Annotated in this window: 18 protein-coding genes; 8 read left to right on the forward strand and 10 right to left on the reverse strand. The window is 69.3% G+C overall.

The features are described 5' to 3' along the window. Positions 1 to 6 precede the first annotated feature (6 nt). Both PIR02_04690 and PIR02_04695 read left to right on the forward strand, forming a co-directional pair. Complete coding sequence (locus tag PIR02_04690) at positions 7 to 597, forward strand: class I SAM-dependent methyltransferase (protein ID WZH37964.1); 591 nt, start codon at positions 7 to 9, stop codon at positions 595 to 597. Between the two features lie 8 nt (positions 598 to 605). Continuing rightward, positions 606 to 1,424 (forward strand): PIG-L family deacetylase, encoded by an 819-nt coding sequence (locus PIR02_04695; GenBank protein ID WZH37965.1) that lies wholly within the window; start codon positions 606 to 608, stop codon positions 1,422 to 1,424. A 45-nt stretch (positions 1,425 to 1,469) separates the two neighbouring features. Here PIR02_04695 and PIR02_04700 read toward each other — a convergent pair whose 3' ends face one another. After that, the gene (locus tag PIR02_04700) at positions 1,470 to 3,338 is read right to left on the reverse strand and encodes a hypothetical protein (GenBank protein ID WZH37966.1); all 1,869 of its coding nucleotides are present in this window, start codon (positions 3,336 to 3,338) and stop codon (positions 1,470 to 1,472) included. Positions 3,339 to 4,046: 708 nt separating this feature from the next. Here PIR02_04700 and PIR02_04705 point away from each other — a divergent pair. After that, positions 4,047 to 5,291, forward strand: a complete 1,245-nt coding sequence (locus tag PIR02_04705; GenBank protein ID WZH37967.1) for a sodium:proton exchanger — start codon at positions 4,047 to 4,049, stop codon at positions 5,289 to 5,291. Positions 5,292 to 5,399: 108 nt separating this feature from the next. Here PIR02_04705 and PIR02_04710 read toward each other — a convergent pair whose 3' ends face one another. From PIR02_04710 to PIR02_04730, 5 genes are all read right to left on the reverse strand, one after another. Next, positions 5,400 to 5,780, reverse strand: a complete 381-nt coding sequence (locus tag PIR02_04710) for a VOC family protein (GenBank protein WZH37968.1) — start codon at positions 5,778 to 5,780, stop codon at positions 5,400 to 5,402. A gap of 49 nt (positions 5,781 to 5,829) precedes the next feature. After that, the gene (locus PIR02_04715) at positions 5,830 to 6,150 is read right to left on the reverse strand and encodes a GNAT family protein (protein WZH37969.1); all 321 of its coding nucleotides are present in this window, start codon (positions 6,148 to 6,150) and stop codon (positions 5,830 to 5,832) included. A gap of 453 nt (positions 6,151 to 6,603) precedes the next feature. Next, positions 6,604 to 7,026 carry an SRPBCC family protein gene (locus tag PIR02_04720; GenBank protein WZH37970.1) on the reverse strand — a complete coding sequence of 141 codons (423 nt, stop codon included), beginning with the start codon at positions 7,024 to 7,026 and terminating at the stop codon, positions 6,604 to 6,606. Continuing rightward, positions 7,023 to 7,751: a helix-turn-helix domain-containing protein gene (locus PIR02_04725; GenBank protein WZH37971.1), complete on the reverse strand. Its 729-nt coding sequence runs from the start codon at positions 7,749 to 7,751 to the stop codon at positions 7,023 to 7,025. Before PIR02_04725 ends, PIR02_04720 begins: the two co-directional genes overlap by 4 nt. A gap of 50 nt (positions 7,752 to 7,801) precedes the next feature. Continuing rightward, positions 7,802 to 8,989 (reverse strand): FAD-dependent monooxygenase, encoded by a 1,188-nt coding sequence (locus tag PIR02_04730; protein ID WZH37972.1) that lies wholly within the window; start codon positions 8,987 to 8,989, stop codon positions 7,802 to 7,804. A 164-nt stretch (positions 8,990 to 9,153) separates the two neighbouring features. Here PIR02_04730 and PIR02_04735 point away from each other — a divergent pair, with 164 nt between their 5' ends. Then, complete coding sequence (locus PIR02_04735; protein WZH37973.1) at positions 9,154 to 9,813, forward strand: TetR/AcrR family transcriptional regulator C-terminal domain-containing protein; 660 nt, start codon at positions 9,154 to 9,156, stop codon at positions 9,811 to 9,813. A gap of 119 nt (positions 9,814 to 9,932) precedes the next feature. On the opposite strand, the gene PIR02_04740 is transcribed toward PIR02_04735, so the two are convergent. Then, complete coding sequence (locus tag PIR02_04740; GenBank protein ID WZH37974.1) at positions 9,933 to 10,457, reverse strand: adenine phosphoribosyltransferase; 525 nt, start codon at positions 10,455 to 10,457, stop codon at positions 9,933 to 9,935. Positions 10,458 to 10,835: 378 nt separating this feature from the next. On the opposite strand from PIR02_04740, the gene PIR02_04745 reads away from it, so the two are divergent. Both PIR02_04745 and PIR02_04750 read left to right on the forward strand, forming a co-directional pair. Beyond that, complete coding sequence (locus PIR02_04745) at positions 10,836 to 12,515, forward strand: glycoside hydrolase family 13 protein (protein WZH37975.1); 1,680 nt, start codon at positions 10,836 to 10,838, stop codon at positions 12,513 to 12,515. A gap of 27 nt (positions 12,516 to 12,542) precedes the next feature. Further along, positions 12,543 to 13,580: a LacI family DNA-binding transcriptional regulator gene (locus tag PIR02_04750; protein WZH37976.1), complete on the forward strand. Its 1,038-nt coding sequence runs from the start codon at positions 12,543 to 12,545 to the stop codon at positions 13,578 to 13,580. A 163-nt stretch (positions 13,581 to 13,743) separates the two neighbouring features. Here the strand turns inward: PIR02_04750 and PIR02_04755 are convergent, their stop codons facing one another. Then, positions 13,744 to 14,883 (reverse strand): septum formation family protein, encoded by a 1,140-nt coding sequence (locus PIR02_04755; GenBank protein WZH37977.1) that lies wholly within the window; start codon positions 14,881 to 14,883, stop codon positions 13,744 to 13,746. Positions 14,884 to 14,965: 82 nt separating this feature from the next. Further along, complete coding sequence (locus tag PIR02_04760) at positions 14,966 to 16,159, reverse strand: FAD-dependent oxidoreductase (GenBank protein WZH37978.1); 1,194 nt, start codon at positions 16,157 to 16,159, stop codon at positions 14,966 to 14,968. Between the two features lie 298 nt (positions 16,160 to 16,457). Here PIR02_04760 and PIR02_04765 point away from each other — a divergent pair, with 298 nt between their 5' ends. Continuing rightward, positions 16,458 to 17,672 (forward strand): amidohydrolase, encoded by a 1,215-nt coding sequence (locus tag PIR02_04765; protein WZH37979.1) that lies wholly within the window; start codon positions 16,458 to 16,460, stop codon positions 17,670 to 17,672. A 64-nt stretch (positions 17,673 to 17,736) separates the two neighbouring features. On the opposite strand, the gene PIR02_04770 is transcribed toward PIR02_04765, so the two are convergent. Continuing rightward, entirely contained in the window at positions 17,737 to 20,439 is a 2,703-nt protein-coding gene (locus PIR02_04770; GenBank protein ID WZH37980.1) for a hypothetical protein, read from the reverse strand. 142 nt (positions 20,440 to 20,581) lie between these two features. Between PIR02_04770 and PIR02_04775 the strand changes: the two genes are divergently transcribed. After that, positions 20,582 to 22,738: an alpha-galactosidase gene (locus PIR02_04775; GenBank protein WZH37981.1), complete on the forward strand. Its 2,157-nt coding sequence runs from the start codon at positions 20,582 to 20,584 to the stop codon at positions 22,736 to 22,738. The last annotated feature ends 17 nt before the right edge of the window (positions 22,739 to 22,755 follow it).

Below are 22,755 nucleotides of genomic sequence, written 5' to 3' on the forward strand. Positions count from 1 at the left end.
GAGCTGATGCCCCCCATCTGGAGACGATTGATCCCCCGCCGCGTGCGTCTGCACAGCAAGTTGAGGTGGAAGAACGGCCGCTGGCGGCTCGCGACGCCCGACCGGGTACTGCTCGAAGATGTCATCGTCCCCGAGTTCCTCGGGCAGGACGATGTCCGTCGGGTGCTGGACGTCGGCGTGGCCTGGTACACCCGCACCTACCCTCGGCTGTACCGCGGCGTCGAGTACCACACGATCGATGTCGATCCCGCGATGCAGCGCATCGCCGGGCGCCACCATCACACCCTCTCGATGACCGAGCTGGCATCGGTCTATCCTCCCGACACGTTCGATGTGGTCATGTGCAACGGCGTTTTCGGGTGGGGGCTGAACACCGCCGACGAGGTCGCGCGCGGGCTCGAGGCATCGGCCGCGGTCCTGCGGCCGGGCGGATGGCTCGTGGTGGGGTGGAACGACATGGCGGGTCGACGCGTCCCGGACCTCGACGCACTCGCCGCACCTCGTTTCGACCGGGCGGTGCTGCCCGCCGCGGGCGCTGACCATGTGGTGACGCCGACCCACTACGCCCATCGGTTCGACTTCTTCACCCGCCGATGAACATGCCGATGCCCGTTGTCGCCGGGATCTGGGCGCACTATGACGACGACCTCCTCTTCGCCACACCGACGATCGACCGCGCGATCCAGGACGGTCACGGTGTGCGGAATCTCTTCCTGACCGCCTCCGACGCCGGAACCGGCTTGTCGCCGTACATGGCGGATCGCGAGACGGGCATCCGTGCCGCGTACGACGTGATGCGCGGGTCGTCGACGGCGTGGTCGGATCGAGAGACGACTCTCTCGAACGGCGTCACTGTCGTCACGACCTCGCCCGTCGACGATGACCGCATCCGGCTGGCCTTCCTGCGCCTGCCCGACGGGGGGCTCACGGGCGGCGGCTGGTACGCGACCGGGTACAGCACCATCGCCCGCCTTCTCAGCGGACACATCCCGACGCTGACGACGCTCGACACGGGCCAGACGTTCACCGTCACGCGCCTCGTCGAGACGATCGCCGCCTTCGTCTCCGGGTCGAGTGCGACGACGGTGCTCGCGCATCTGCCGGGTCTGGAGCCCGGTGCCGTGGGCGATCATCCCGACCACGGCGGTGTGGGCCGGCTCGTCGCCGCGGCCGTCGACGCCGGGCTCATCGACGGTGAGATCGTTCGCTACGCCATGGGATACCCGGTGTTCACGCTGCCGGCGAATCTCGATGCAGACGCCGTGGCCCGAAAGCTCGCCGTCTTCGCCGCGTACGGAGAGCACGATGACGCCGTGCGCCGCGCACCGGAGGAGTACCTCGCGCTCCCGGGACTCGGCGAATGGCTGCGACGCGAGCACTTCGTCGACGACCGCGACACCGAGCGGGCTGCAGGCGGGCGCTAAGCCCCCGCCTGCAGTCGTAAACGCGGATCCGGGGACGGAGCCGCTCTACCGACGGGCGACCGGCCGGGACTCACTCGTTCGGGATGTCCTCGTGAAGCCCGGCTTCGTGCCCACAACCGTCATCGTGAGGCGTGCCCCCGCATCGCTGGTCGTGATCTTGTACGACGAGGCCGTCGCTCCCGGGATGGTCACACCATCACGCCGCCACTGGAACATGAGCTTTGTGGGCGCAGGGGACCACGTTCCCACGGACGCCTTCACGGTAGAGCCGACAGCCATCTTCCCCGAGACGACGGGTCGAGGAGCTTGGGAGAACGCCTGCGTGGCAATCGACTTCCCGGCACTCGACACCGCGACGGAGCGCAGGCCGGGAGCGGTGCCTTTGACCTCGACCGCAATCTTCGTGCCGGCGTCTGCGGCGACAAGGCGATACGTCTTGCCCGTGGCTCCAGGGATAGGCGTGCCGTTGCGCAACCAACGGAACGTCACGGTGACCGGTGCTGGCTTCCACTCACCGGCGCTGGCGGTCAGGACGCTGCCGACGCGAAGAGAACCGCTGAAGGTGGGCGTCCGCGGGGTCACCGCAGACGGGAAGGTGGTGGCATCACCGATTACGACAGCACCTGGCGTCCTTGCGACCAACCGCCAGTACCCGGCGCTGAACCGGTAGGACTTCGCGCTGGGTTGCGTCATGACGACGCTGCCGTCCGTCGGTGCCGATGTCAGATGATTCCAGGGCGCGGGCGAGCCTGATCGCGCGATCGCTGCGCCATCGATGAGCGTCGACGGTTGGACGCCGCCCACGGCGGCCCACGAGCCCAAAGGAAGCGCGGCTCGTCCGACCACGCGATAGGCCTGCCCCGCCACTGTTGTGAGGAACGTCCCGTCCGCGGGATAGCGGCGCAGGTGATCCCACGGGGCAGCGCCGTCCGCATTGTCGATCGCCGCGTGATCGATTGTCACTGCCGGCTGAGGGCCTCCGACTGCGTCCCACGACGAAACGTACAGAGGCGCGCCACCCGCAACACGGAAGACTTCGCCCGTCGCGCCACTGCTGACGAGCGTGCCATCAGCGGGGTACCGACGCAGGTGATCCCACGGGGCACCACCATCAGCATTGTCGATCGCCGCCTGATCGATCGTCACGACCGGCTGGGCCCCGCCGACCGCATCCCACGACCCCACATACACAGGTGCTCCGCCAGCCACACGGAAAACCGCGCCCGTCGCGCCACTGTTCAGGAACGTGCCGTCAGCGGGGTACCGACGCAGGTGATCCCACGGGGCACCACCATCAGCATTGTCGATCGCCGCCTGATCGATCGTCACGACCGGCTGGGCCCCGCCGACCGCATCCCACGACCCCACATACACAGGTGCTCCACCAGCCACACGGAAAACCGCGCCCGTCGCGCCACTGTTCAGGAACGTGCCGTCCTTCGGGTAACGGGGCAGTCGGTTCCACTGATCATCCGTCAACGCCTGAGCCGGACGCTCTCCCCCGACTGCATTCCACGAACCGACGTAGATGGGCGCCCCACCCGCGATTCGATATACGTGGTTCTGGTAGGCGACAAATGCTCCCTCAGCGACGTTTGACTCCGACGGACCGTTGGCCGCGAGCCACGGAATCGGATTCACATGGCCCTGATTAGCGCCCTTTCCAGACTGGCATCCGCGATATCCGTAGTTCGAGGTCGAGGAGGAATAGGGCCCCGGAATCAACGAAACGTGGACATGACTGTTCCCTCCCCATGCTGCAACAGTTCCGACCTGTGTTCCGGCCCACACTTCGGCTCCGACGCCGACGGTGGGAACGGTGTGCTGGTAGATGACGGTGAAGGGACCCGCCGTGGATTGGTACTCGACGTGAAGCATCGAGTCGATCCCCCGGTTGCCCGTGGAGCGCTTCACCCAGCCGTGTCCGATAGAACGCACAGGCCCTGAGGTATAGCCCTGTGAGTCGGCGCCGAGATGGGCGGCCGATTCACCGCCGATTGTGGCGTACCCGCAGGTGTTGAAACTCCAGTCCTCCCACGGAGCGGATCCCGCAGGATTCGTCCACGAGGACGGCCATCCGAATCGCGTGGCATTCGCAGGCGCTGCGACGATGAGAGAGGAGATGAGCGATACAACGACCAGGACGCCGACCGTCGCGCCGCGTATGAACGGTACTCTCGCCATCGAATGCGCCCCGATTCTCTGTGTACGCAACAACCGGGCCGGTTCGCGCAACCGAAACATATCGGAGATTGGTCAGGCGCGGGAAGGAAACGCGTCTCCGGGAAGGTCGCACGCAGACGCGCACGCTGCGTTTCGGCCGCTCGAAACCCTGGAGACAGCCGCTCACGATCCGCGGAAAGACGCGGTTCGGGAGGCCGAAATGCTCAGAATCCTCGCGGGAGCTTTGCAGCTTCACCGACTGTCGGCCAGGCTCGTTCACAGCGAAGGGGAGTAGCTCCGGGCCGGTCATCGGCCCGCGGCGATGTCGACACACTGGCCGTCACGGCGACGGCCCGGCATCCCACCCGCGTGGGTCCACCACCGGGCGAGCGAGACCTTCGGCCCGCCCGGCCGAGGACACCCCTATCCGTCTTCGGTCATGACTGACCGGAGGTCACCATGCCCCCTGCGCTCCTGCGCCGTATCGCCCTGTGCCTGCTGATCGCGGCACCCGCGATCGTCTTCCGCATCCTGGGGTTCGCCCCGAATCCGGTGCTGGATCTCGTCATCTTCGGCGCCGCTGTCGTGGCCGCGAGCTTCCTGCTCGCATGGGCGGCCGAGGCCGCGCAGAAGGACATCTCCGGCCCCCTCGCGATCGCGATCCTCGCGCTCATCGCGGTCCTCCCGGAGTATGCCGTCGACCTGTACTACGCCTTCCGTTCGGGCAGCGATGCCGCCTACGAGCAGTTCGCGGCGGCGAACATGACCGGCTCGAACCGGCTGCTCCTCGGGTTCGGATGGCCCCTCGTGGTGATCGTCGCGCTGCTGGTGGCCAACCGCGGGCTGCGTCGCGGGGATCCGGCCCGCCGGAGCTTCCTGCAGCTCCCCCGAGAATCGCGCCTCGACGTCGGGTTCCTCGCCGTGCTCGCGGTCGTCGCCTTCACGATCCCCCTGGTCGGCAGCATCCCCATCTGGTTCGGACTGCTGCTCATCGCGGCGTTCGCGTTCTACCTGGGGCGGGCGAGCCAGGCCCACAGCGACGACGAGGAAGAGTTCGTCGGCCCCGCCAAGCTCATCGCCGACCTCCCGCAGCGCCCGCGCCGCTGGACGGTGATCGCGCTCTTCGTGGTGGCCGCGGCGATCATCCTCGCGTGCGCCGAACCCTTCGCCGAAGCGCTCGTGGCATCCGGCTCCGCGCTGGGTATCGACAGCTACTTCCTCGTGCAGTGGCTCGCGCCCCTGGCATCCGAAGCGCCGGAGTTCATCGTCGCCGTCATGTTCGCCCTGCGGGGATGGGGCGCGGCCGCCATCGGCACCCTGATCGCGTCGAAGATCAACCAGTGGAGCCTGCTGGTCGGCTCCCTGCCGCTGGCACACTTCTTCGGCGGCGGAGACACCGCTCTCCCGCTGGATGCGCGACAGATCGAGGAGTTCGTGCTCACCGGCACACAGACTCTCATGGGCGTGGCGGTGATCATCGCCCTGCGGTTCCACTGGCGGTCGGCTGTCGCCCTGGCGGCGATCTTCGCCGTGCAGTTCTTCGTCACCGACACGGCGGGGCGCTATGTCCTCTCCGCCGTGCAGGTCGTCATCGCGGTGACGTTGCTGATCGTGCACCGGCGCGAGATCCTGCCGACGCTCGCGGCTCCATTCCGGCGCCGGGCCGCAGATGACGCCCCCGCGGCGGAGTTGACGCGCAGCTAGGAGAGGTCGTGCGGGCGCGGGCCGTCGGCGCACGCGGCGTCGGGCCGGAGCCCGCAGAGCTCTCCCTGGGCGCCTTCTACGTAAGCCCGGCGTATGACTCGTCGGTCATCACGCACTTCCTTCCGGGTGCGAGACGTCAGCAGCGCTGTCCGAAGGAAGATGTGCCAAGACGTTGATCACGTGGCCGTCGTCGTCGCGGAAGAAGAAGCGTCGCACTCCCCACGGCTCGTTGCGCAGTTCGTGGACAACGAGCGTGTGAGCTGCGATCGCTGCCGAGTGCGCGAGGTCGACGTCGTCGACCTCCACAGACAGCTCTGGGTTGACGGAAGCGGTGGCATCACGAGTGATGAGGCTGATCTGAGAGCCTGAAGGATCCCCAGCATCAGCGAGGGTCACAATCCACCCGTGGTCCATCACGACGCGCAGCCCCAAGATCTCCTCGTAGTACCGGCGCGCCGTCTCGATGCTTTCCACCTCGAGGACAGGCACGACTCGGCGAACGTGAGGAACGCGACGCGTGCCCGCACCGCGCACTCGGTCACCCATGAGCAGCACCTGAGCGGGAGGCCCAGAGCTCCGACCGCAGAATCGCCCAAACCTGCTTGTCGTGGAAAGCACCGCTGTTCGACGATGCGCCTCGCACCGCACCCTCGAGCGTCATGCCGAGGCGCTCAGCGACTGCGGCGCTTCGGACATTGTCGGCTCGGCAGCGCCATTCAGCCCGGTTGCGGCGTCGCTCGAGCAGCGCCAAATCGCGCAGGTGCACGACCGACCGGGAGACCAGACCGCGCCGATCCGCCGTCGGTTCCAACGAGCATCCGATCTCACACACTCCGGAAACTGCCGCGCCAAGTTCCATTCGAAACATGAAACGAGGGTCGCACAACAGTCGTTATGTCGTCCACCCTGACTTCGCAACCGCGTCCATTAAGCGGCGATGGAGGAACACGCGCCGCTCACCGGTGACCTGCCGGTAGGTGACGCTGAGCCCACATACCACTCGAGCCGACGTCGAGCTCTCACCGCCCGGGGGTCTCGGGGCCGCTGGCGCGCGAGATCGACCCGGAAAGTGTCAGGCCTTCGATCCGCTCGCGGCCGGTCCCAAGGAGCGTTCGACAGCCGAGGCGCTCCGGACGTTATCGGCCAGGAGAGCGCGGCAGACGACGATGCTCTTTGACGACAGCGCCCGTTGATCGCGCGTGCGGTCTCGTCCCAGTCCGGGGGCGGCGACGTGTCGCTGGGCGGTCAGCCGATGCGAACACGTTCAGCACCCTCGCTGAGTCGGCATGTCCGGTGACGCTGCCGGGTTCTGTCACGCGATGGGGGTGCTCGACTCGACGAGATCCCTGAGCTTGCGGAGGTCCTTCAGGACGAGACTGACGTCGCGGTCGAACTCATCCTCGGTGAGCTCGATCTGACGAACTGTGAAGACGACCTCGGCTCCTTCGGGGTGTGCGAGCACGCGGACGGGGTTGTTCACCGTGGTTCCTGAAGGAAGGGTCACGTCGTGATCCAAGATGCCGAGCTTGTTTTGCTCGGTGAACCGCACGGTCACCTCACCCATCGGAGACGTCATGATCAGTCTGTCGTCTACCCGTCTGATCGGACCGGCCGCCAACCCCGAGGCCCACTTCGGCAGGTTCACGACGTCGTGGGCGAAGTCGTAGACCGCTGAGGGCTCGGCGTGCACGACCACGCTGACGTGACGACTGGCGATGTCGATTCTCTTGCTCATGCCCCTGATGCTAAGTTCTTGCCTCCACCCCACGCTTCCACGAATCGGACGGCGGTCAGGGATGTCAGTTCGCGCACTTCGTCGCTCATATGTGACTGGCTGGCGTATCCGGCCATGAAGGACGCGATGCTCAAGTCCCGCTCTCTTTCAACGACCGCGAGGAAGCGACGGAGCCTCACCACCCGAGCAAAGAATTTGGGACCATATCCCACCTCCTCGACGAAGCGGCGGTGAAGCTGCCGGACACTGACGCCCAACTCGGCCGCCAGCGCTCCAACCCTGATCCGCGGTTCTCTTCGGATAAGGCCGATGGAGGTTCGCGTGAGGTCGTCGAATCGCAGGGCGGCTTGGGTTACTTCGCCTTCCAGCACCTGTCGTCGCTCACGGGTGGATTGCGTCATCTGGGCCTCCAACCGTCGTGCGACGGGCAGGGAACGTGCTCCCAGGTCACGTAGGAGAGGCTGATCATCCAGCAATGCTCCGACGGGAACACCAAGGAATCCCCGCGCCATCGCCGGGGCGAACCGAAGACCCACGATGTCCTGCGGATCCACGGAGACCGAACGTGATCCTGTGTCGGGACCGGCTACTTCGATCCGTCCGTCACGAAACCAGACAATGTCAACGCAGCCGTCCGGAATGATCTGCGTCGAGCCGTGACCGTCACCGGACCGCTCCCAGGTGCAAAGCACCCCTGGCGCCTTTGATGCGAACTCCCGGTACACAGCTACCACTATGGCGGCAATCACATCTGGACCGACCCGACGCCTTGCTCTCACCGCCCGGGGTTCTCGGGGCCGCCGAGGGAAATCGACGCGGTAAGCGTCAGGCCTTCGCTCCGCTCGCGGCCGGTCCCGAGAAGCATGCGGCGGCCGACGGGGGTACTGAAGAACAGGTTTCGGGCGGCGATCCCTGGCCGGGATCGGGGTGCGAAGAAACGGCCGGCGGTGTCGCCGCCCTTCTGGCAGGCCGTGGCGTAGGGCCGGACGAGCTCCTCGTATCGCCGGAAGGCGGACGCGGGTTCGTCGTGCTGGAGTCGATCGGCCAGCACCAATGCGCTGACCACGGCCGTGCCCGTGCCCATCCCGCCGAGGGTCGCGCCGGCGGCCGCATCGCCGAGGAGGACACAACGTCCCTTCGACCAGGCGGTAACGTCTGCCCGGGCGATCGCGTCGAGATAGATGTCTGAGGCCCCGGGGAGGTATTCGGTGAGCTGCCGCCCGAGCGGACCTACCTGCGAGAGCGTGTGGCGGAGGTAGGTGTTCTGGGCGTGCCGGTCGTGGCGCAGCTCTCGCGGCAGTGACGGCGCCTCGAAGACAGCGAACACGTGCCCACGCGAGGGGTCTTGAGGATCGCGGCTGACGCCGAGCGCCTTCCCGGGCGCGTTCCACACAGTGAGGTCAGGGGTGGCGCCGACAGTGTTGGGCAGATCCCAACCGGCGACGCAGTACCCCTGGTAGGTGACGAACTGTTCCTCCGGCCCGAAGAGCAGCCGACGCACACGCGAGTGGATGCCGTCCGCCCCGATGACGACGTCGAACGTGCCCGTTCCCCCATCGGTGAACTCGACGCCGATTCGGTCTCGGTCGTCGGTGATCTCCCGGATCGAGATGCCGTAGCGGTAGTCGGCGTCGCCCGAGTGGGTCACCAGCACGCGTGTCAGGTCGCGTCGGAGCACGTTCAGGTCGCCGCCGGTGAATTCCTCGGGAAGATCCAGTCTCGTGCCGGGACCTGCCAGAAAGCACGTCCTGGTGGCAGGCACCGAGACCTCGCGGAGGTCGTCGAGCACGCCGAGGCGCGAGAGGGCGTCGAGGTGGGCCTTGCCGCGAAAGTCGACGGCATACCCGCCGGTCCTTGGCTCGGGTGCGATCTCGACCACGGTCACCGTGTGGCCCAGACGAGTCAAGGCGACCGCCGCGGCCGGACCCGCGACGCTCGCTCCGGAGATCAGGACATCTGCCATCGGTCACACACCTCTTCCTCATTGCGTACGACGTACGCCGTTCATTTAGCGTACGTTATACGCAGTAACTGTTCGTCGCAACCTGGAGGGGAGTCGTTCTGATGTCAGATGGTCTGGAGCCGCGAGACGACCGTCTCATCGCGGCTGACCTGGCGTGGCACAGGATGGATCCGCCCCGCCGCGGTCCGCAGCGCGGCCTGAGCGTGGAGAGGGTGGTGGAGGCCGCTTTGGCTATCGCCGACTCGGAGGGAATCGAGGGGCTGTCCATGGGTGCGGTCGCCGCGCGACTCGAGACGGGGCCCATGACCTTGTACCGGTACGTGCCGTCGAAAGCCGTGCTGACCCTTCTCCTCGCCGACCGCGCCCAGCTCGCACCGAATCGCAGCGACCCTACAGGGCAGTGGCGCGATGACCTGCGGTCCTGGAGCCGAACATTTCGCGACATCTACGACGCGCACCCGTGGCTCCTCGACGTGCCCATCACGGGCGCGCCCCTGTTGCCCAACGAGGTCGCGAATCTCGAAGTGGGGCTGCGTGCGATCGCGCCCGCCGGACTGGACGCCCCGCAATCGCTCCTCGTGCTCAGGTCGCTGGCGGCGTTCGTCCGCAACGAGGCCATCCAGCGTCGCAGCCTCGCGAGCGGATCGCTTGACATGCACGCCTACGCTGAAGCGCTGACAGGGCTGATCAACGAGGCCGACCACGCCACGCTGTGCGGCATCCTGGCCGGGGATGCCCTCCGCGTCGACGATCTCGAGGATGACTTCGAGCCCGGCATAGCGCTCCTGATCGACGGCATCGACGCCGGCGGGCGACCCGCGTGAAGCGAACGCAGATCTACGTCCCAGATGCGTTGCCGCCGCCGGCCGCGCTTTTCGACGTCAGAGCAGCCCCGCTCCACGACGTCGAGGATCGACGTGCAGCAGCACGCGCCCCCGGCGGATCAGACGTGGAAGACGGAGTGCACGTCGCCGCCGAGCGCCGCGCGGCCGCCGAGGGCATCGATCTCGAGCAGCGTCGCGATGCCGACGACCTCGCTGCCGACGGCCTCGAGCAGTTCGCGCCCCGCGGCGAGAGTGCCACCGGTGGCGAGCACGTCGTCGAGCAGGAGGACCCGCGCGCCCGCGGCGTTGTCGTCGTGCATCTCGATGGTGGCCGAGCCGTACTCGAGGTCGTACTCGACCGCGGCGGCGGGGCGGGGCAGTTTGCCGGCCTTACGGATCGGCATGAGGCCGACGTTCGCGGCGATCGCCGCGGCCCCCGCGAGCAGGAAGCCTCGAGCTTCGACCCCGGCGACGGCGTCGAAGCGGCCGGCGAAGGGCTCGACGAGCGCCTCGACGACGGTGCGCAGGGCCGTGGCATTCGTCAGCAGAGGCGTGATGTCGCGGAACACGATGCCCGGCTGGGGGTAATCGGGGATGCTCGTGATCAGCGATTCAGCGTGGGAGAGAGCGGAGGCGTCGGGCACCGCCCCAGCCTAGCCGCGCCCTCGCGCGCCGGCCCTCGCGCCTTCCCCCGTTGAGTGTCCAGAACACCCGGACAGATTTCGGAACCGTCCGGGTGTTTTGGACACTCACGGGCGGGAGCCCGTGCGGGGCGGGCGAGCGGGGCGTCCACAGGAGCCCATGCGGGGCGGTCGCACGGGCAGCCACGGGAGCGGGTGCGGGCAACGCCCGCGGGGCAGTCACGCGAGCGCGAGCGGGCACGGGCAGCGCGCGGGGGGTGCGGGGAGCGGGCAGCGCGCGGGGAGCGGGCAGCGCGCGGGGGGCGACGGCGCGCGGCCGCGGGCGACGGCGGCAAGGACGTGCTTGACGCGACTGTAAGCGCTTGCACTAACGTAGCCCGCATGACTTTCACGCAGCAGGACTCGCGACCCGAACTCGCGTCCGCCCCCGGCTCGGAATGGTGGCGCACCGCCGTCATCTACCAGATCTACCCGCGCTCCTTCGCCGACGCGTCCGGCGACGGTCTGGGCGACCTGCCCGGCGTCACCGCCCACCTCGACGACCTGCGGCAGCTGGGAGTGGATGCCATCTGGCTCAGCCCCTTCCAGACCTCGCCGCAGAAGGACGCGGGGTACGACGTCGCCGATTACCGCGACGTCGACCCGATCTTCGGCACCCTGGCCGACTTCGACGAAATGCTCGCGGGCGCGCACGAGCGCGGCATCCGGGTCATCGTCGATCTCGTCCCGAACCACTCCAGCGATCAGCACGCGTGGTTCCAGGAGGCGCTGAAGGCCGGCCCCGGCAGCCCGGAGCGGGCGCGATACATCTTCCGCGACGGCACGGGCGAGAACGGCGAGCTTCCCCCCAACAACTGGGAGAGCGTGTTCGGCGGCGGCATGTGGAAGCGCGTGACCGAGGCCGACGGCACCCCCGGCCAGTGGTACCTGCACATCTTCGACGAGAGCCAGCCCGACTTCGACTGGACCAACGAGGAGGTGCGCGCGGAGTTCCGCGACATCCTGCGCTTCTGGCTCGACCGCGGAGTCGACGGCTTCCGCGTCGACGTCGCGCACGGCCTCATCAAGGCCGACGGCCTGCCCGACTTCACTCCCGACCCCGACGGCGGCTCGATGGGCGGCGACGCCGAGGAGGTCCCGTACTGGGGACAGCCCGGCGTGCACGACGTCTGGCGCGAGTGGCACGAGGTGCTCGCCGCCTACGACGGCGACCGCGCGCTGTGCGCCGAGGCGTGGCTGCCGACGGTGAAGCAGACCGCGCTGTGGGTGCGTCCCGACGAGATGCACCAGGCGTTCAACTTCCACTACCTCGAGACGAAATGGGATGCCGCCGCCCTCCGCGACGTGATCACCGAGTCGCTCGAGGAGTACGGCGCCGTCGGCGCCCCGAGCACGTGGGTCCTGTCGAACCACGACGTCGTGCGCCACGCCTCGCGCCTCGCGCTGACCGCGGAGAACCCGCAGGGCGCCGGCATCGGCCCGAAGTCGCCCGGCCAGCCCGACCCCGTGAAGGGTCTGCGCCGCGCCCGCGCCGCGACCTCGCTCATGCTCGCGCTGCCCGGCTCGTCGTACCTGTACCAGGGCGAGGAGCTCGGCCTGCCCGAGGTCATCGACCTCCCCGACGACGCGCGCCAGGACCCGACGTGGTTCCGCACGAACGGCGAACGCTACGGCCGCGACGGCTGCCGCGTGCCGATCCCGTGGACCGCCGACGCACCCGCCTACGGCTTCAACAGCACCGGGGATTCGTGGCTCCCGCAGCCCGCGGAGTGGGCCGCGCTCGCGCGCGACGTGCAGGTCGACGACCCCGCCTCGACGCTGTCGCTCTACCGTTCGCTGCTCGCCGAACGCCGCACCCGCAACCTCGGCGCCGGCGACGTGGAGTGGCTCGAAGCGTATGGCGACGACGTCGTGGCGTTCCGCAACGGCTCGCTGCTGGTCATCGCGAACCTCGGCGGCGACGCCGTCGAGCTTCCCGCCGGCGAGGTGATCGTCGCGAGTGGTCCGCTCGACGGCAATCGTCTGCCGACCGATACGACCGTCTGGATCGCCGCGGCGTAAGCCGCCGCGATCGGAATTCGCGAGACCGTGGCCGGTATCGACGACGTCGCCCGGGCGGCGGGCGTGTCGACGGCCACGGTCTCGCGGGCTCTGAGCGGACGCGGCCCGGTCTCGTCCGCGACCCGCGACCGCGTGCTGGCCGCGGCCGATCGTCTCGGATACGTCGTGTCGGCCGCCGCGTCGACTCTGGCGACCGGCCGGGCGCGGGCTGTCGGGGTGCTCGTGCCGTTCCTCGACCGGTGGTTCTTCAGCACCGTGCTCGCGGGCATCTCCGACGCCCTGGTGCGCGAGGGCTACGACATCACGCTGTACGGCGTCAGCGCCGACCCGGGCGACCGTCGTCGCGTCTTCGACGACCACCTGCGCCGCCGACGGATCGACGCCGTCATCACGATCTCGATCGAGATGGATGCCGCCGAGTCGTCGCTCCTGCGCAGCCTCGGCGTCCCGGTGGTCTCGATCGGCGGCCCGAACCCGTTGCTGACGACGCTCACCGTCGACGACCGCGCCGTGGGACGCCTCGCGACCCAGCACCTCATCGCCCTCGGCCATCGCCGCGTGACACACATCGGCGCCGATCCGACGATCGACGCGGGATCATCGGTTCCGGCGCTCCGTCGGCGCGGTTTCACCGAGACGATGGATGCCATCGGCGCCGCCGCCGTGTTCGAGCCCGCCGACTTCACCATCGAGGGCGGCTCCGCGGCGGCGACACGCGCGCTCCACGGCGACACGCCCCCGACCGCGATCTTCGCCGCGTCGGACGAGATGGCGATCGGGGCGATCCTCGCCGCTCGCGAGCTCGGCGCCCGGGTTCCCGAGGACGTGTCGATCATCGGCGTCGACGGGCACGAGCTCGGCCGCTGGTTCGGCCTGACCACGGTCGATCAGTTCGCGCGCGGTCAGGGTGAGCGCGCGGCCGAGGCGGCCCTCGCCGAGCTCGACGGAGCGGACCCCGCTCCGGGCCTGGGCACGCTGCCGTTCGAGCTGGTCGACCGCGGCTCCACGGCCCCGGTGGCAGCGCCACCGGTCGACGCCCCACAGGCCGACGCGCCGCCGGCGTGACACCCTGGCGTCGGCGCGCGCCTCTCGCGCGGCGGTGCCGGAGCGCGAGACCCGGCGGGGCCGGAGCGCGAGACCCGGCGGGACCGGAGCGCGAGACCCCCGGCGGGGCCCGTCCGCGAGACGCCCGGCGGGGCCCGTCCGCGAGACCCCCGGCGCGCCGCGATCAGCGCCCGGAGTTCGCCAACGACCCGGTCGTCTCGCCCGCCGGGTCGGTGAGGAGGCAGGCGATCTGGCGGTCGCCCAGGTCCCACGTGTCGCTGGAGGGGCCGACGTAGCTGTAGTCGAGGGTCGACTCGTCGTAGGGGACGCCCACGTACGAGGCGAAGGCCTCGTCACACGACCGCTGTGCCGTCGTGTCGATGGCGGACTCGCCCGGGAAGGCGCCGTCGGGAACCGCCACGTCGCCGAACACTTCGTACGTGTGCGGAGAGTCGCAGTCGACGAGGTTGTCGGTGGTGATGATGCCCGTCGAGACGTCGTCGAGGCATTCGCCGACCTGGAGCGAGAGCACCTGCGAGGGAGCACCCCCGTTCGGGTCGAACACGCCCCCGTCTCCCGGGTTCGCGGCTTCTCTCGCTGCGCCTCCGACGACGACGAGGGCGATGAACGCGATGACGGCGATCGTGCCGAGAACGGTCATCACCGAACCGACGACGATGCCGGTGATCGCGAGACCCCGGCCCTTCTCGCCGGTGCGCTTGACCTGCGCGAGGCCGATGGCGCCGGCGATGATGCCGCCGATCGGGACGAGGAACCCGAGGACGATCGCGAAGATCGCCACGACGTTCGTGCGATTGGCGTAGTCGACGGGCGGAGGGATGGATGCCGCCCCGGCGTACGCCGGAACCCCCTCCGACGGCGCGGCACCCGGCGTCGGCGCCATTCCCGGCGTCGGCGCCACTCCCGCATCGGCCGCGGGGGCCGGGGGGACGGGGACGGCTCCGACGATGAGACCCTGCTGCGCGAGACGGACGCCCGCGAGGTGCGCCGCTTCGCGCACGACGTCGCCGGCTTTCACCGCGCCGACGGCACCGCCCTTGAAGAATCCGCCCGCGGCGGAGTGGACGAACTCGGCCACCGCCCCCTCGGGGGTGTCTCGCACGTGCACGTCGAAGCGCACGTGCATGTCCTGCCCGGCGAAGGCTCCGGCCACGAGGGTCGTGCCCAGGCTCCCGCGAGAGACGTCGAGCGAACCCGTCGCCGTGGCGTTCACGGTGAAGCCCTGTTCGGACAGGGCCGTGGCGACGGCGTCGCGGGCCGGTCCGGCGGGGAGGGTCAGATGAAGTTCGAGCGGCTCGGGCATGGGTGCTCCTGGCGTGGTTCCGCGCCGACGGCACGCAGCGCACCACCACCATAGCGACCGACCGAATCGGCCGATGCGGGGTTTACCGGATACGCCCCGCGAGGTCCGCGCGCGAGAGTGTGTCGGCCTCGGCGAGCACGGCGCGTGCGGCGTCGCGCGCGTCCTCGACGTTCCACAACAGGACGCCGACCACGCGGTCGTCGTCGAGGTAGTAGACGACGCCGCGCTCAGGGTCGATCCAGTCCTCGATCGTCTCGAGGTCGGCATCCAGGGTTCCGACCGCTTCATACCGGATCCCGAACACCGCGGAGTAGTAGTACGGCGTATGCGTGTACGGCTCGGCGGCACCCGCGAGGTTGCGGCCCGCGGCTTTTCCCTGCTCGTTGGCGTTGTCGACGTGCTCGACGCGGCGACGCCCGAGCAGGCGGTCGGGGTAGCTCGCGACGTCTCCGGCGGCCCAGATCCCGTCGAGCGAAGTCCGCAGCTGCGCGTCGACGACGATCCCGTCGTCGACGGTGATGCCCGCGTCCTCGGCGAGCGCCGCGGCGACCTCGATACCGAGACCGCTCACCACGGCATCCGCACGGATCTCGTCGCCGTTCTCGAGCTCGAGGCGGGCCCCGGTGGCATCCGCTTCTCCCCCGGCGACCTTGCTGCCGGCGACGATCTCGACGCCCGCATCGCGGAACAGCTTCTCGAAACGCTCGGCGAGGGCGGCGGGGAAGACGGCGTCACCGAGGACCGCGCCGGTGTGGATCAGGACGGTGTCGACGCCGTTCTGCACGAGGGCGGCGGCGAGCTCGGAGCCGATGTAGCCGCCACCGACGACGGCGATGCGCTCGACATCGGCCGCGAGGGAACGCAAGCGGCGGTAGTCCTCTGCCGTGCGGAAGGTGAGCACGCGTTCGCCGTCGGAGTGGTCGTCGATCGGCAGGGGCACGGGCTTTCCTCCCGTGGCGAGGAGCAGCTTGCGGTACGAGAACGTCTCGCCGGCGGCATCCACTTCGTGTGCCTCGGGGCGGATCGCCGTGGCGCGCGTGCGCAGGCGGATGTCGGCACCCGTGTCGTCGGCGGTGCCGAGCGGCACCTTCTCCCAGGTGAACTCGTCGTCGGTCCACAGCTTCTTGCTGAGCGCGGGGCGCGTGTAGGGCTCGTCGACGTCGTCGCTCAGGATGCCGATCGAGCCGTCGGCGTCGATCTCGCGGATGCCGCGGGCGGCGGTGTCGGCGACCATGCCGCCGCCGACGATGAGGTAGTCGAATTCAGTCCCGGTCATGCGGCCAGCCTCGCCGCCGCACCTGAGCGGCCCGGACGGGTTGCCAGGGGTCGTGGCATCCGGTAGCGCCGCCGCGGGCGGTATCGGCCCCGGGGCCGATACCGCCGCTACAGGTCACGCGCCGCGGGGATTGCGGGCCGTGAGGTGGCGTTGAGTGTCCAAAACACCCGGACCATTTTGGAAAGCGTCCGGGTGTTTTGGACACTCAATGCCGTCGCGGCACCGGGAGGGGCGGCGGAGGGCGGCGGGAGGGGAGGAGCGCGGGGCGCGCGGCGAGACGGCGAACTAGGCTCGGGACATGAGCGTCGACCTCGAGAGCCTGTACACCGATCTGCACTCCCACCCCGAGCTGTCGTTCCAAGAGACGCGGACGGCTGGGGTCATCGCACGCCACCTCGCCGATCTCGGCCTCGAGGTCGAAGAGGGCGTGGGCCGCACGGGCATCGTGACGCGCATCGACAACGGCGAGGGCCCGGTGGTCTGGCTGCGAGCCGACACCGACGGCCTCCCCGTCGAGGAGCAGACGGGTCTCGCCTACGCCAGCACCGCCCGCGGCACCGACCCGGCCGGCAATGCCGTCCCCGTGATGCACGCGTGCGGTCACGACATGCACATCACCGCGATGATCGGGGCGCTCGAGCGACTCGTCGCGACCACCGACGAGTGGTCGGGCACGGTGATCGCCGTCTTCCAGCCCGCCGAGGAGTACGGCGCCGGTGCCCGGGCGATGCTGGACGACGGCATCCTCGACCGCTACCCGAAGCCCGACATCGTGCTCGGCCAGCACGTCACGCCCCTGCCCGCCGGAACGATCGGCGTGCGCCCCGGGACCCAGATGGCGGCATCCGACGGACTGACCGTGGTCCTGCACGGCCGCGGCGGCCACGGCTCGCGCCCGCACTCGACCATCGACCCGGTCGTCATGGCCGCCGCCACCGTCATGCGCCTGCAGACCGTGGTGTCGCGCGAGACCGACCCACGCGATGTGGCCGTCGTGACCGTCGGATCGATCCACGCGGGGCTGAAGAACAACATCATCCCGGCCGAGGCCAAGCTCGAGCTGAGCCTGCGCTACCCCGACGACGCCGCGCGCGAGCGCGTGCTCGAGAAGGTCGAGCGCATCGTCCGCGCCGAGGCGCAGGCCTCGGGTGCCGAGCAGACGCCGACCATCACGACGGACCACACCCTGCCGCCGACCATCAACGATCCGGATGCCACGGCCCGCCTGACCGCGGCCTTCCGTCGAGCGTTCGGCGAGGACAGCGTCGTCGATCCGGGGATGTTCACCGGAAGCGAGGACGTGTCGTGGTTCGCGCGCGACGCGGGCGTCCCCCTCGTCTACTGGTTCTGGGGCGGAGTGGACCCGCAGACCTTCGCGGATGCCCTGGCGGGCGGGACGATCGAACGCGACATCCCCACCAACCACTCCCCGTTCTTCGCCCCGGTCATGCAGCCGACGATCGACCGCGGCGTCGAGAACCTCGTGGTGGCGGCGCGGGAGTTCCTGGGTTGACCCACAGGCGCGCACGACGGGTGCCCGCGCCTGTGAGGGACGCGGGCACCCGTTTCGTTCGGGGTCAGCCGACCGGAACCGTCGTCGGCGAGCCGAGGCGTGCCGGGGCGATGACGACGTAGTCGACGTCAGGAGCCCAGGGGCCGTCGTTGCCGAGCACGAGGGCCCCGCCGCTCGTGGACAGCGTCACGGGGATCGTCCGCTCCCAGAAGCTGTTCCACGCGTACGTGTAGCGGAAGTACCCCTCGCCCACGAGCCCGTTCCCGGCCTCGGAGACCTGGAGCCGACGGTCGACGACCTGCGGGTTGTAGTCGTGGCGACCCGACACCTCGGCGTTGGCGTACTTCACGACGATGTCGTAGTCGCCGGCCGCATCGAAGCCCGTCGCTCGCGGGATGCTGAGCGTGTTGTCGATGCCGTTGCCGAGGGTGCCGATGAACTCGCCACCCGAGACGTTGGTGCCCGACGCGGCGTCGTACGACCCCACGTGCGCACCGCCGTTGCGCGTGCCGGACTCCGCCTCGACCTTCACCGCAGCGGAGTCCGCCGAGGCGACGCGGGTCGTGGTCACCGCCTCCAGCGCGATCCCCGCCGCGGACGTCACCTCGATCTCGTTGATGCCCTCCGACAGGTGCAGGCGCGCGGTGGTCGACCAGGTGCCCGCGGTGTCGGCGGTCGCCTCGGCGACGCGTCGCCCGTTCAGATCGACGGCGACGTCGGAGGGGCCCGCGGTGCCGTAATCGACCTTCACGTCGTAGTACCCCGACTCGAACGCCGTGGCGTAGACGTCGGCCCGGCCGTCCGCACCGACCGCCGCCGTCCCGCGACGACCGGGGCCGGCGAAGTTGAGCGCGGCTGTGCCCGCGAGGCGCGTCGTGGACGCCGGGTAGACCGTCGCCTCGCCGTCGGTGACGTCGGTGAGCACGAACTTGTCGAGCGTGATGTCGGAGTTCGGCAACACGGTGGAGCCGTCGGCGCTCGCTCGCAGCGAGAGCGTGTGCGTGCCCTGCGTCAGGGGGATCTCCACCTCGGCGCTCCCGCGGTACTTCCACTTGCTGTTGTCGTTCAGCGCCAGGTCGGCGGTGTACTGCACCGTCGTGGGATCGGCATCGTCGACGAACAGCGCGTGACGGCCGGGAGTGCCGGGCGTCGCGCCGATGACCTGGAAGCGGTACGTACCGTCGCGAGGGACCGTCACGGTCCAGTCCGCCCGGGAGGAAGCGTTGTTGAAGGCCCCCACGTCGCGGCCGTGCGAAGCCAGGAACATCCACCCGCCGTTACCGGTGGGCGACTGGGTGAAGACCTGAGCGCCCGTGAGGGCCGTGTCCTCGGCCTCGACGGACGTCGACCAGGTCTGCGTCGTCGCGGACACGGCATCCCGTTCGGGCGTCACGACGACCTGGTATCCGGCGTACCGGTCATAGTTGGGGACGCTCACCTGGAGGGCACCGCCGTCGACGGCGACTCCGGAGAGCGTCGCGACGACGCGCGGCGTCGCGGCAAGCCCCTCGGCACCGGACAGGGGTGCCTCGCGGACCTCGACGTCGACCTTCGAGCCGAACACTCCGGCGTCGAGCCCGGTGAGGTCGAGCGAGACCGTGTCGGCACCCGAACCGCCGTACAGGACCGTCGCCTTCTTATCGGCGACGTCGATCGCGCCGATGCCCTGCAGGGTGTCCGCGACGTTCAGCTGCGGCGGGGTGACCTTGACCGTCTTGCTGCCGGCGAGGTCGCCGTACCACGTGAACATCCACCATCCGGCGTTCGCGCCGTTGGGGCGGGCGGAGTTGTCGGAGAAGTTGCCCGCGTAGTTCCAGTACGCGGTCTGCGCGTCGACCTTGGTGTCCTCGAACATCGAGAACCACTGGATCAGCTGGCCCGGAACGCCCATGTCGCGCAGGAGACCGTACTCGGTGATGTTGATCTGACGCGGGCTGATGCCGCGATCGGCCTCCATCTGGCGGTACTCGGCGTAGTGCGAGCGGTAGGTCGCGAGGTTGTCGATGCCCAACTCGTGCCAGATCATGAACTGCGGCAACGTGTCGGTCTGCTTCGCATAGTCGAGCCACACGCCGGTGCGGTCGGCACGCCACGCCGCGTCGCCCGGACCACCGATGACGGGGTCGCCCAGGCCATGGCGCGCGTACACCTCCCGGATCTTGTCCACCGCCGCCTTCCAATCGGGCAGGAACTGCTGGGTGAAAAACGTCCAGTCGGAGTACCAGTTGCCGCCGTCGGGCTCGTTGAACGGGATGAAGACGTACTTGTCGGGGTATTGCGACTGCGTCGCGACCGCCTCGGTCACGAACTCGACCACCTCGAGGTAGTCCCAGATGCCGTTGGGCTGGTTCGTGTACGTCCCGTCTGCCTGGTTGTAGGTACGGTCGTCGCCGGGGCGCTTCCCACCGTTGTAGGCCCAGTCGGGGTAGTAGTCCTGCACATAGATGTCGAGTTGCGTGCCGTTCTTGGCGAAGAACCCTTTCTCGATCTTGAGGGCATCGCCGCTGGGGTGCTGCGTGCCGTAGGGCGCCTTCTGCGAGGTGTTGGTGATGTGGGCGCCGTTGATCAGGGCCTGCGTGGGGGCTCCGTCGTCGCCCAGCCCGTACAGCGTGCCGGACGCTCCGCCGCGGAAATCGCCGGTCGAGGTGGCGAAGTCCACGGACAGGGTGTCGGTGGTGGCGGCCGTCGCGGGGGGAGCGACGACGGCGAGCGTGCTGAGCGCGATGGCTCCGATCGCGCTGGCGGCGATCCATCGGGGGTGTCTCATCGGGGTGTCTCTCCATCGATCAGAGGGCGCGGCGTTGCGCCCGAGGAGACCGTAACCGTATTTGATAGCGGTTTCAAGATGCGCTTGATAACGCTTTCAGATTGGGTTAGCGTCCTCTCAGTTCGACGCGACGGAGAGACGAATGACGACGATGCAGCCCGCAGCCGCCGGCACCACCCCCACCCTCACGTGGGGGAACGACCTGGTGACGCTGACCTTCGAGTGGGGCGAGGACACCCCCGTCAGCTGCTCCGCCCTCACGGTGGCCGGTCGCACCGTCGCTGTCCACCGCGTTCCCGCGGTCGAAGTCCTCACCGCTGACGCCGGCCATCGCCCCGCGTCCGGCCGACTGGCCCACACCGAGCACGGTGCACGCCTTCGCTACGTCGACCACCGCGAGATCAGGGATGCCGAGCGACGGACGCTCGTGATCCGCGAACGTTCCGGCGAGCTCGAGACCCGGCTCGAACTCTCGGCTCGCGAGGGGGTCGCCGCCGTCACCAGCCGGGTGATCGTGAGCAACGTCGGCGACGGGCGTATCGTGCTGCGGGCCGTGGCATCGTGGTCAGCCGGGTTCACCACCCGCGACCACGACGGCGACGCTCTCGCCGACTGGGCGCGCGTCACCGGCACCAACGACTGGCTCGGCGAGGGTCGCTGGACGCGCACTCCCCTGCGTGGCCCCGACTTCGTTCCCCTCGCCGAGCACCTCACCGGCCACAACCCTCGCGGCGCGTTCGCCGCGGTGTCCACCGGCACGTGGTCGACCGCGCACCAGCTGCCGACCGGGATCCTCGAGTCGCCCGAGCGGTCTCTCGCCCTCGCCTGGCAGATCGAGCACAACGGTGCGTGGCGATGGGAGATCGGCGAAGACACCGCGGGGGGCTACCTCGCCCTCTCCGGCCCCACCGACGCCGACGCGGCGTGGAGCCGCGTGCTGGCCCCCGCGGAGAGCTTCGAGAGCGTCCCCGCGACACTCGCCCTCGGCGTGGACGCCGTCGACGCCATCGGAGCCCTCACCGACCACCGTCGTGCCACGCGCCGCGCGCATCCCGACAACGCCGCGATGCCCGTGATCTTCAACGACTACATGAACACGCTCGACGGCGACCCCACCACGGAAAAGCTCCTCCCCCTCATCCGCGCGGCCGCCGAGGTGGGCGCCGAGGTGTTCTGCATCGACGCCGGCTGGTACGACGACTCGGGCTTCTGGTGGGATTCCGTGGGCGCCTGGATGCCGTCGACCACCCGCTTCCCGGGCGGCTTCGGCGAAGTGATCGACGCGATCCGCGCCGAAGGGATGATCGCGGGGCTCTGGCTGGAGCCCGAGGTGGTCGGCATCCAGAGTCCGATCGCCGGCACTCTGCCCGTGGAGGCCTTCCTGCAACGCAACGGGGAGCGCGTCGTGGAGCACGACCGATTCCACCTCGACCTGCGCCACCCCGCCGCGCGGGCACACCTCGACGCCGTGGTCGATCGCTTGGTGTCGGAGTTCGGGATCGGATTCTTCAAGATCGACTACAACATCAACCCCGGGCCCGGCACCGATCTCGACGCCGACAGCGTCGGCGACGGCCTCCTGGGCCACAACCGCGCGCACCTGGACTGGCTCGACGGCGTGCTGGACCGGCATCCGGATCTCATCATCGAGAACTGCAGCTCGGGAGCGATGCGCATGGACTACGCGATGCTCTCCCGCCTGGCGATGCAGTCGACATCCGACCAGCAAGACTTCCGCAAGTACCCCCCGATCGCCGCGAGCGCACCGGTGTCGGTCCTCCCCGAGCAGGCGGCGAGCTGGGCCTACCCCCAACCCGAGATGGATGCCGAGGAGTCGGCGTTCTGCCTCGTCACCGGCCTGCTCGGCCGTTTCTATGCCTCGGGCCACCTCAACCGCATGAGCACCGAGCAGCGTTCTCGCGTCGCCACCGCCATCGAGGTCGCGCAGCAGCTGCGCGCCGAGATCGCGACGGCGCGGCCGCACTGGCCGCTCGGCCTCCCCGGCTGGGACGACGCGTGGCTCGCACTGGGGCTCGGCGGCACCGACGGCGACCTCGTCTCGATCTGGCGGCGAGGTGGCGCGGACGCGACCACGCTGTCGTTCCCTCACCTCGTCGGTCACGACGTCGAGGTGACCACGGTCTTCCCCCGGGACCTCCCCGCCTGGCACACCGATTGGGATGCCACGACGGGAACCCTCCACGTGCGCGGCACCGATACCCGTCTCGCCGCGCGCACCCTGCGTCTGTCACATCGACCCCCCGAGGTCGACGACGACGCCCGCACCGGATCACACTGATCACACCGAAGGAGCAA

The organism is Microbacterium enclense (assembly GCA_038182865.1).
Classification (GTDB): Bacteria; Actinomycetota; Actinomycetes; order Actinomycetales; family Microbacteriaceae; genus Microbacterium; species Microbacterium enclense_B.

What these genes read in the sequence shown, in the direction of transcription:
- PIR02_04690 (WZH37964.1), top strand. Translation starts at nt 7, where the DNA reads ATGCCCCCCATCTGGAGACGATTGATCCCCCGCCGCGTGCGTCTGCAC.
- PIR02_04695 (WZH37965.1), top strand. Translation starts at nt 606, where the DNA reads ATGCCCGTTGTCGCCGGGATCTGGGCGCACTATGACGACGACCTCCTC.
- PIR02_04705 (WZH37967.1), top strand. Translation starts at nt 4,047, where the DNA reads ATGCCCCCTGCGCTCCTGCGCCGTATCGCCCTGTGCCTGCTGATCGCG.
- PIR02_04715 (WZH37969.1), bottom strand. Translation starts at nt 6,150, where the DNA reads ATGGAACTTGGCGCGGCAGTTTCCGGAGTGTGTGAGATCGGATGCTCG.
- PIR02_04720 (WZH37970.1), bottom strand. Translation starts at nt 7,026, where the DNA reads ATGAGCAAGAGAATCGACATCGCCAGTCGTCACGTCAGCGTGGTCGTG.
- PIR02_04730 (WZH37972.1), bottom strand. Translation starts at nt 8,989, where the DNA reads ATGGCAGATGTCCTGATCTCCGGAGCGAGCGTCGCGGGTCCGGCCGCG.
- PIR02_04735 (WZH37973.1), top strand. Translation starts at nt 9,154, where the DNA reads ATGGATCCGCCCCGCCGCGGTCCGCAGCGCGGCCTGAGCGTGGAGAGG.
- PIR02_04745 (WZH37975.1), top strand. Translation starts at nt 10,836, where the DNA reads ATGACTTTCACGCAGCAGGACTCGCGACCCGAACTCGCGTCCGCCCCC.
- PIR02_04755 (WZH37977.1), bottom strand. Translation starts at nt 14,883, where the DNA reads ATGCCCGAGCCGCTCGAACTTCATCTGACCCTCCCCGCCGGACCGGCC.
- PIR02_04760 (WZH37978.1), bottom strand. Translation starts at nt 16,159, where the DNA reads ATGACCGGGACTGAATTCGACTACCTCATCGTCGGCGGCGGCATGGTC.
- PIR02_04765 (WZH37979.1), top strand. Translation starts at nt 16,458, where the DNA reads ATGAGCGTCGACCTCGAGAGCCTGTACACCGATCTGCACTCCCACCCC.
- PIR02_04770 (WZH37980.1), bottom strand. Translation starts at nt 20,439, where the DNA reads ATGAGACACCCCCGATGGATCGCCGCCAGCGCGATCGGAGCCATCGCG.
- PIR02_04775 (WZH37981.1), top strand. Translation starts at nt 20,582, where the DNA reads ATGACGACGATGCAGCCCGCAGCCGCCGGCACCACCCCCACCCTCACG.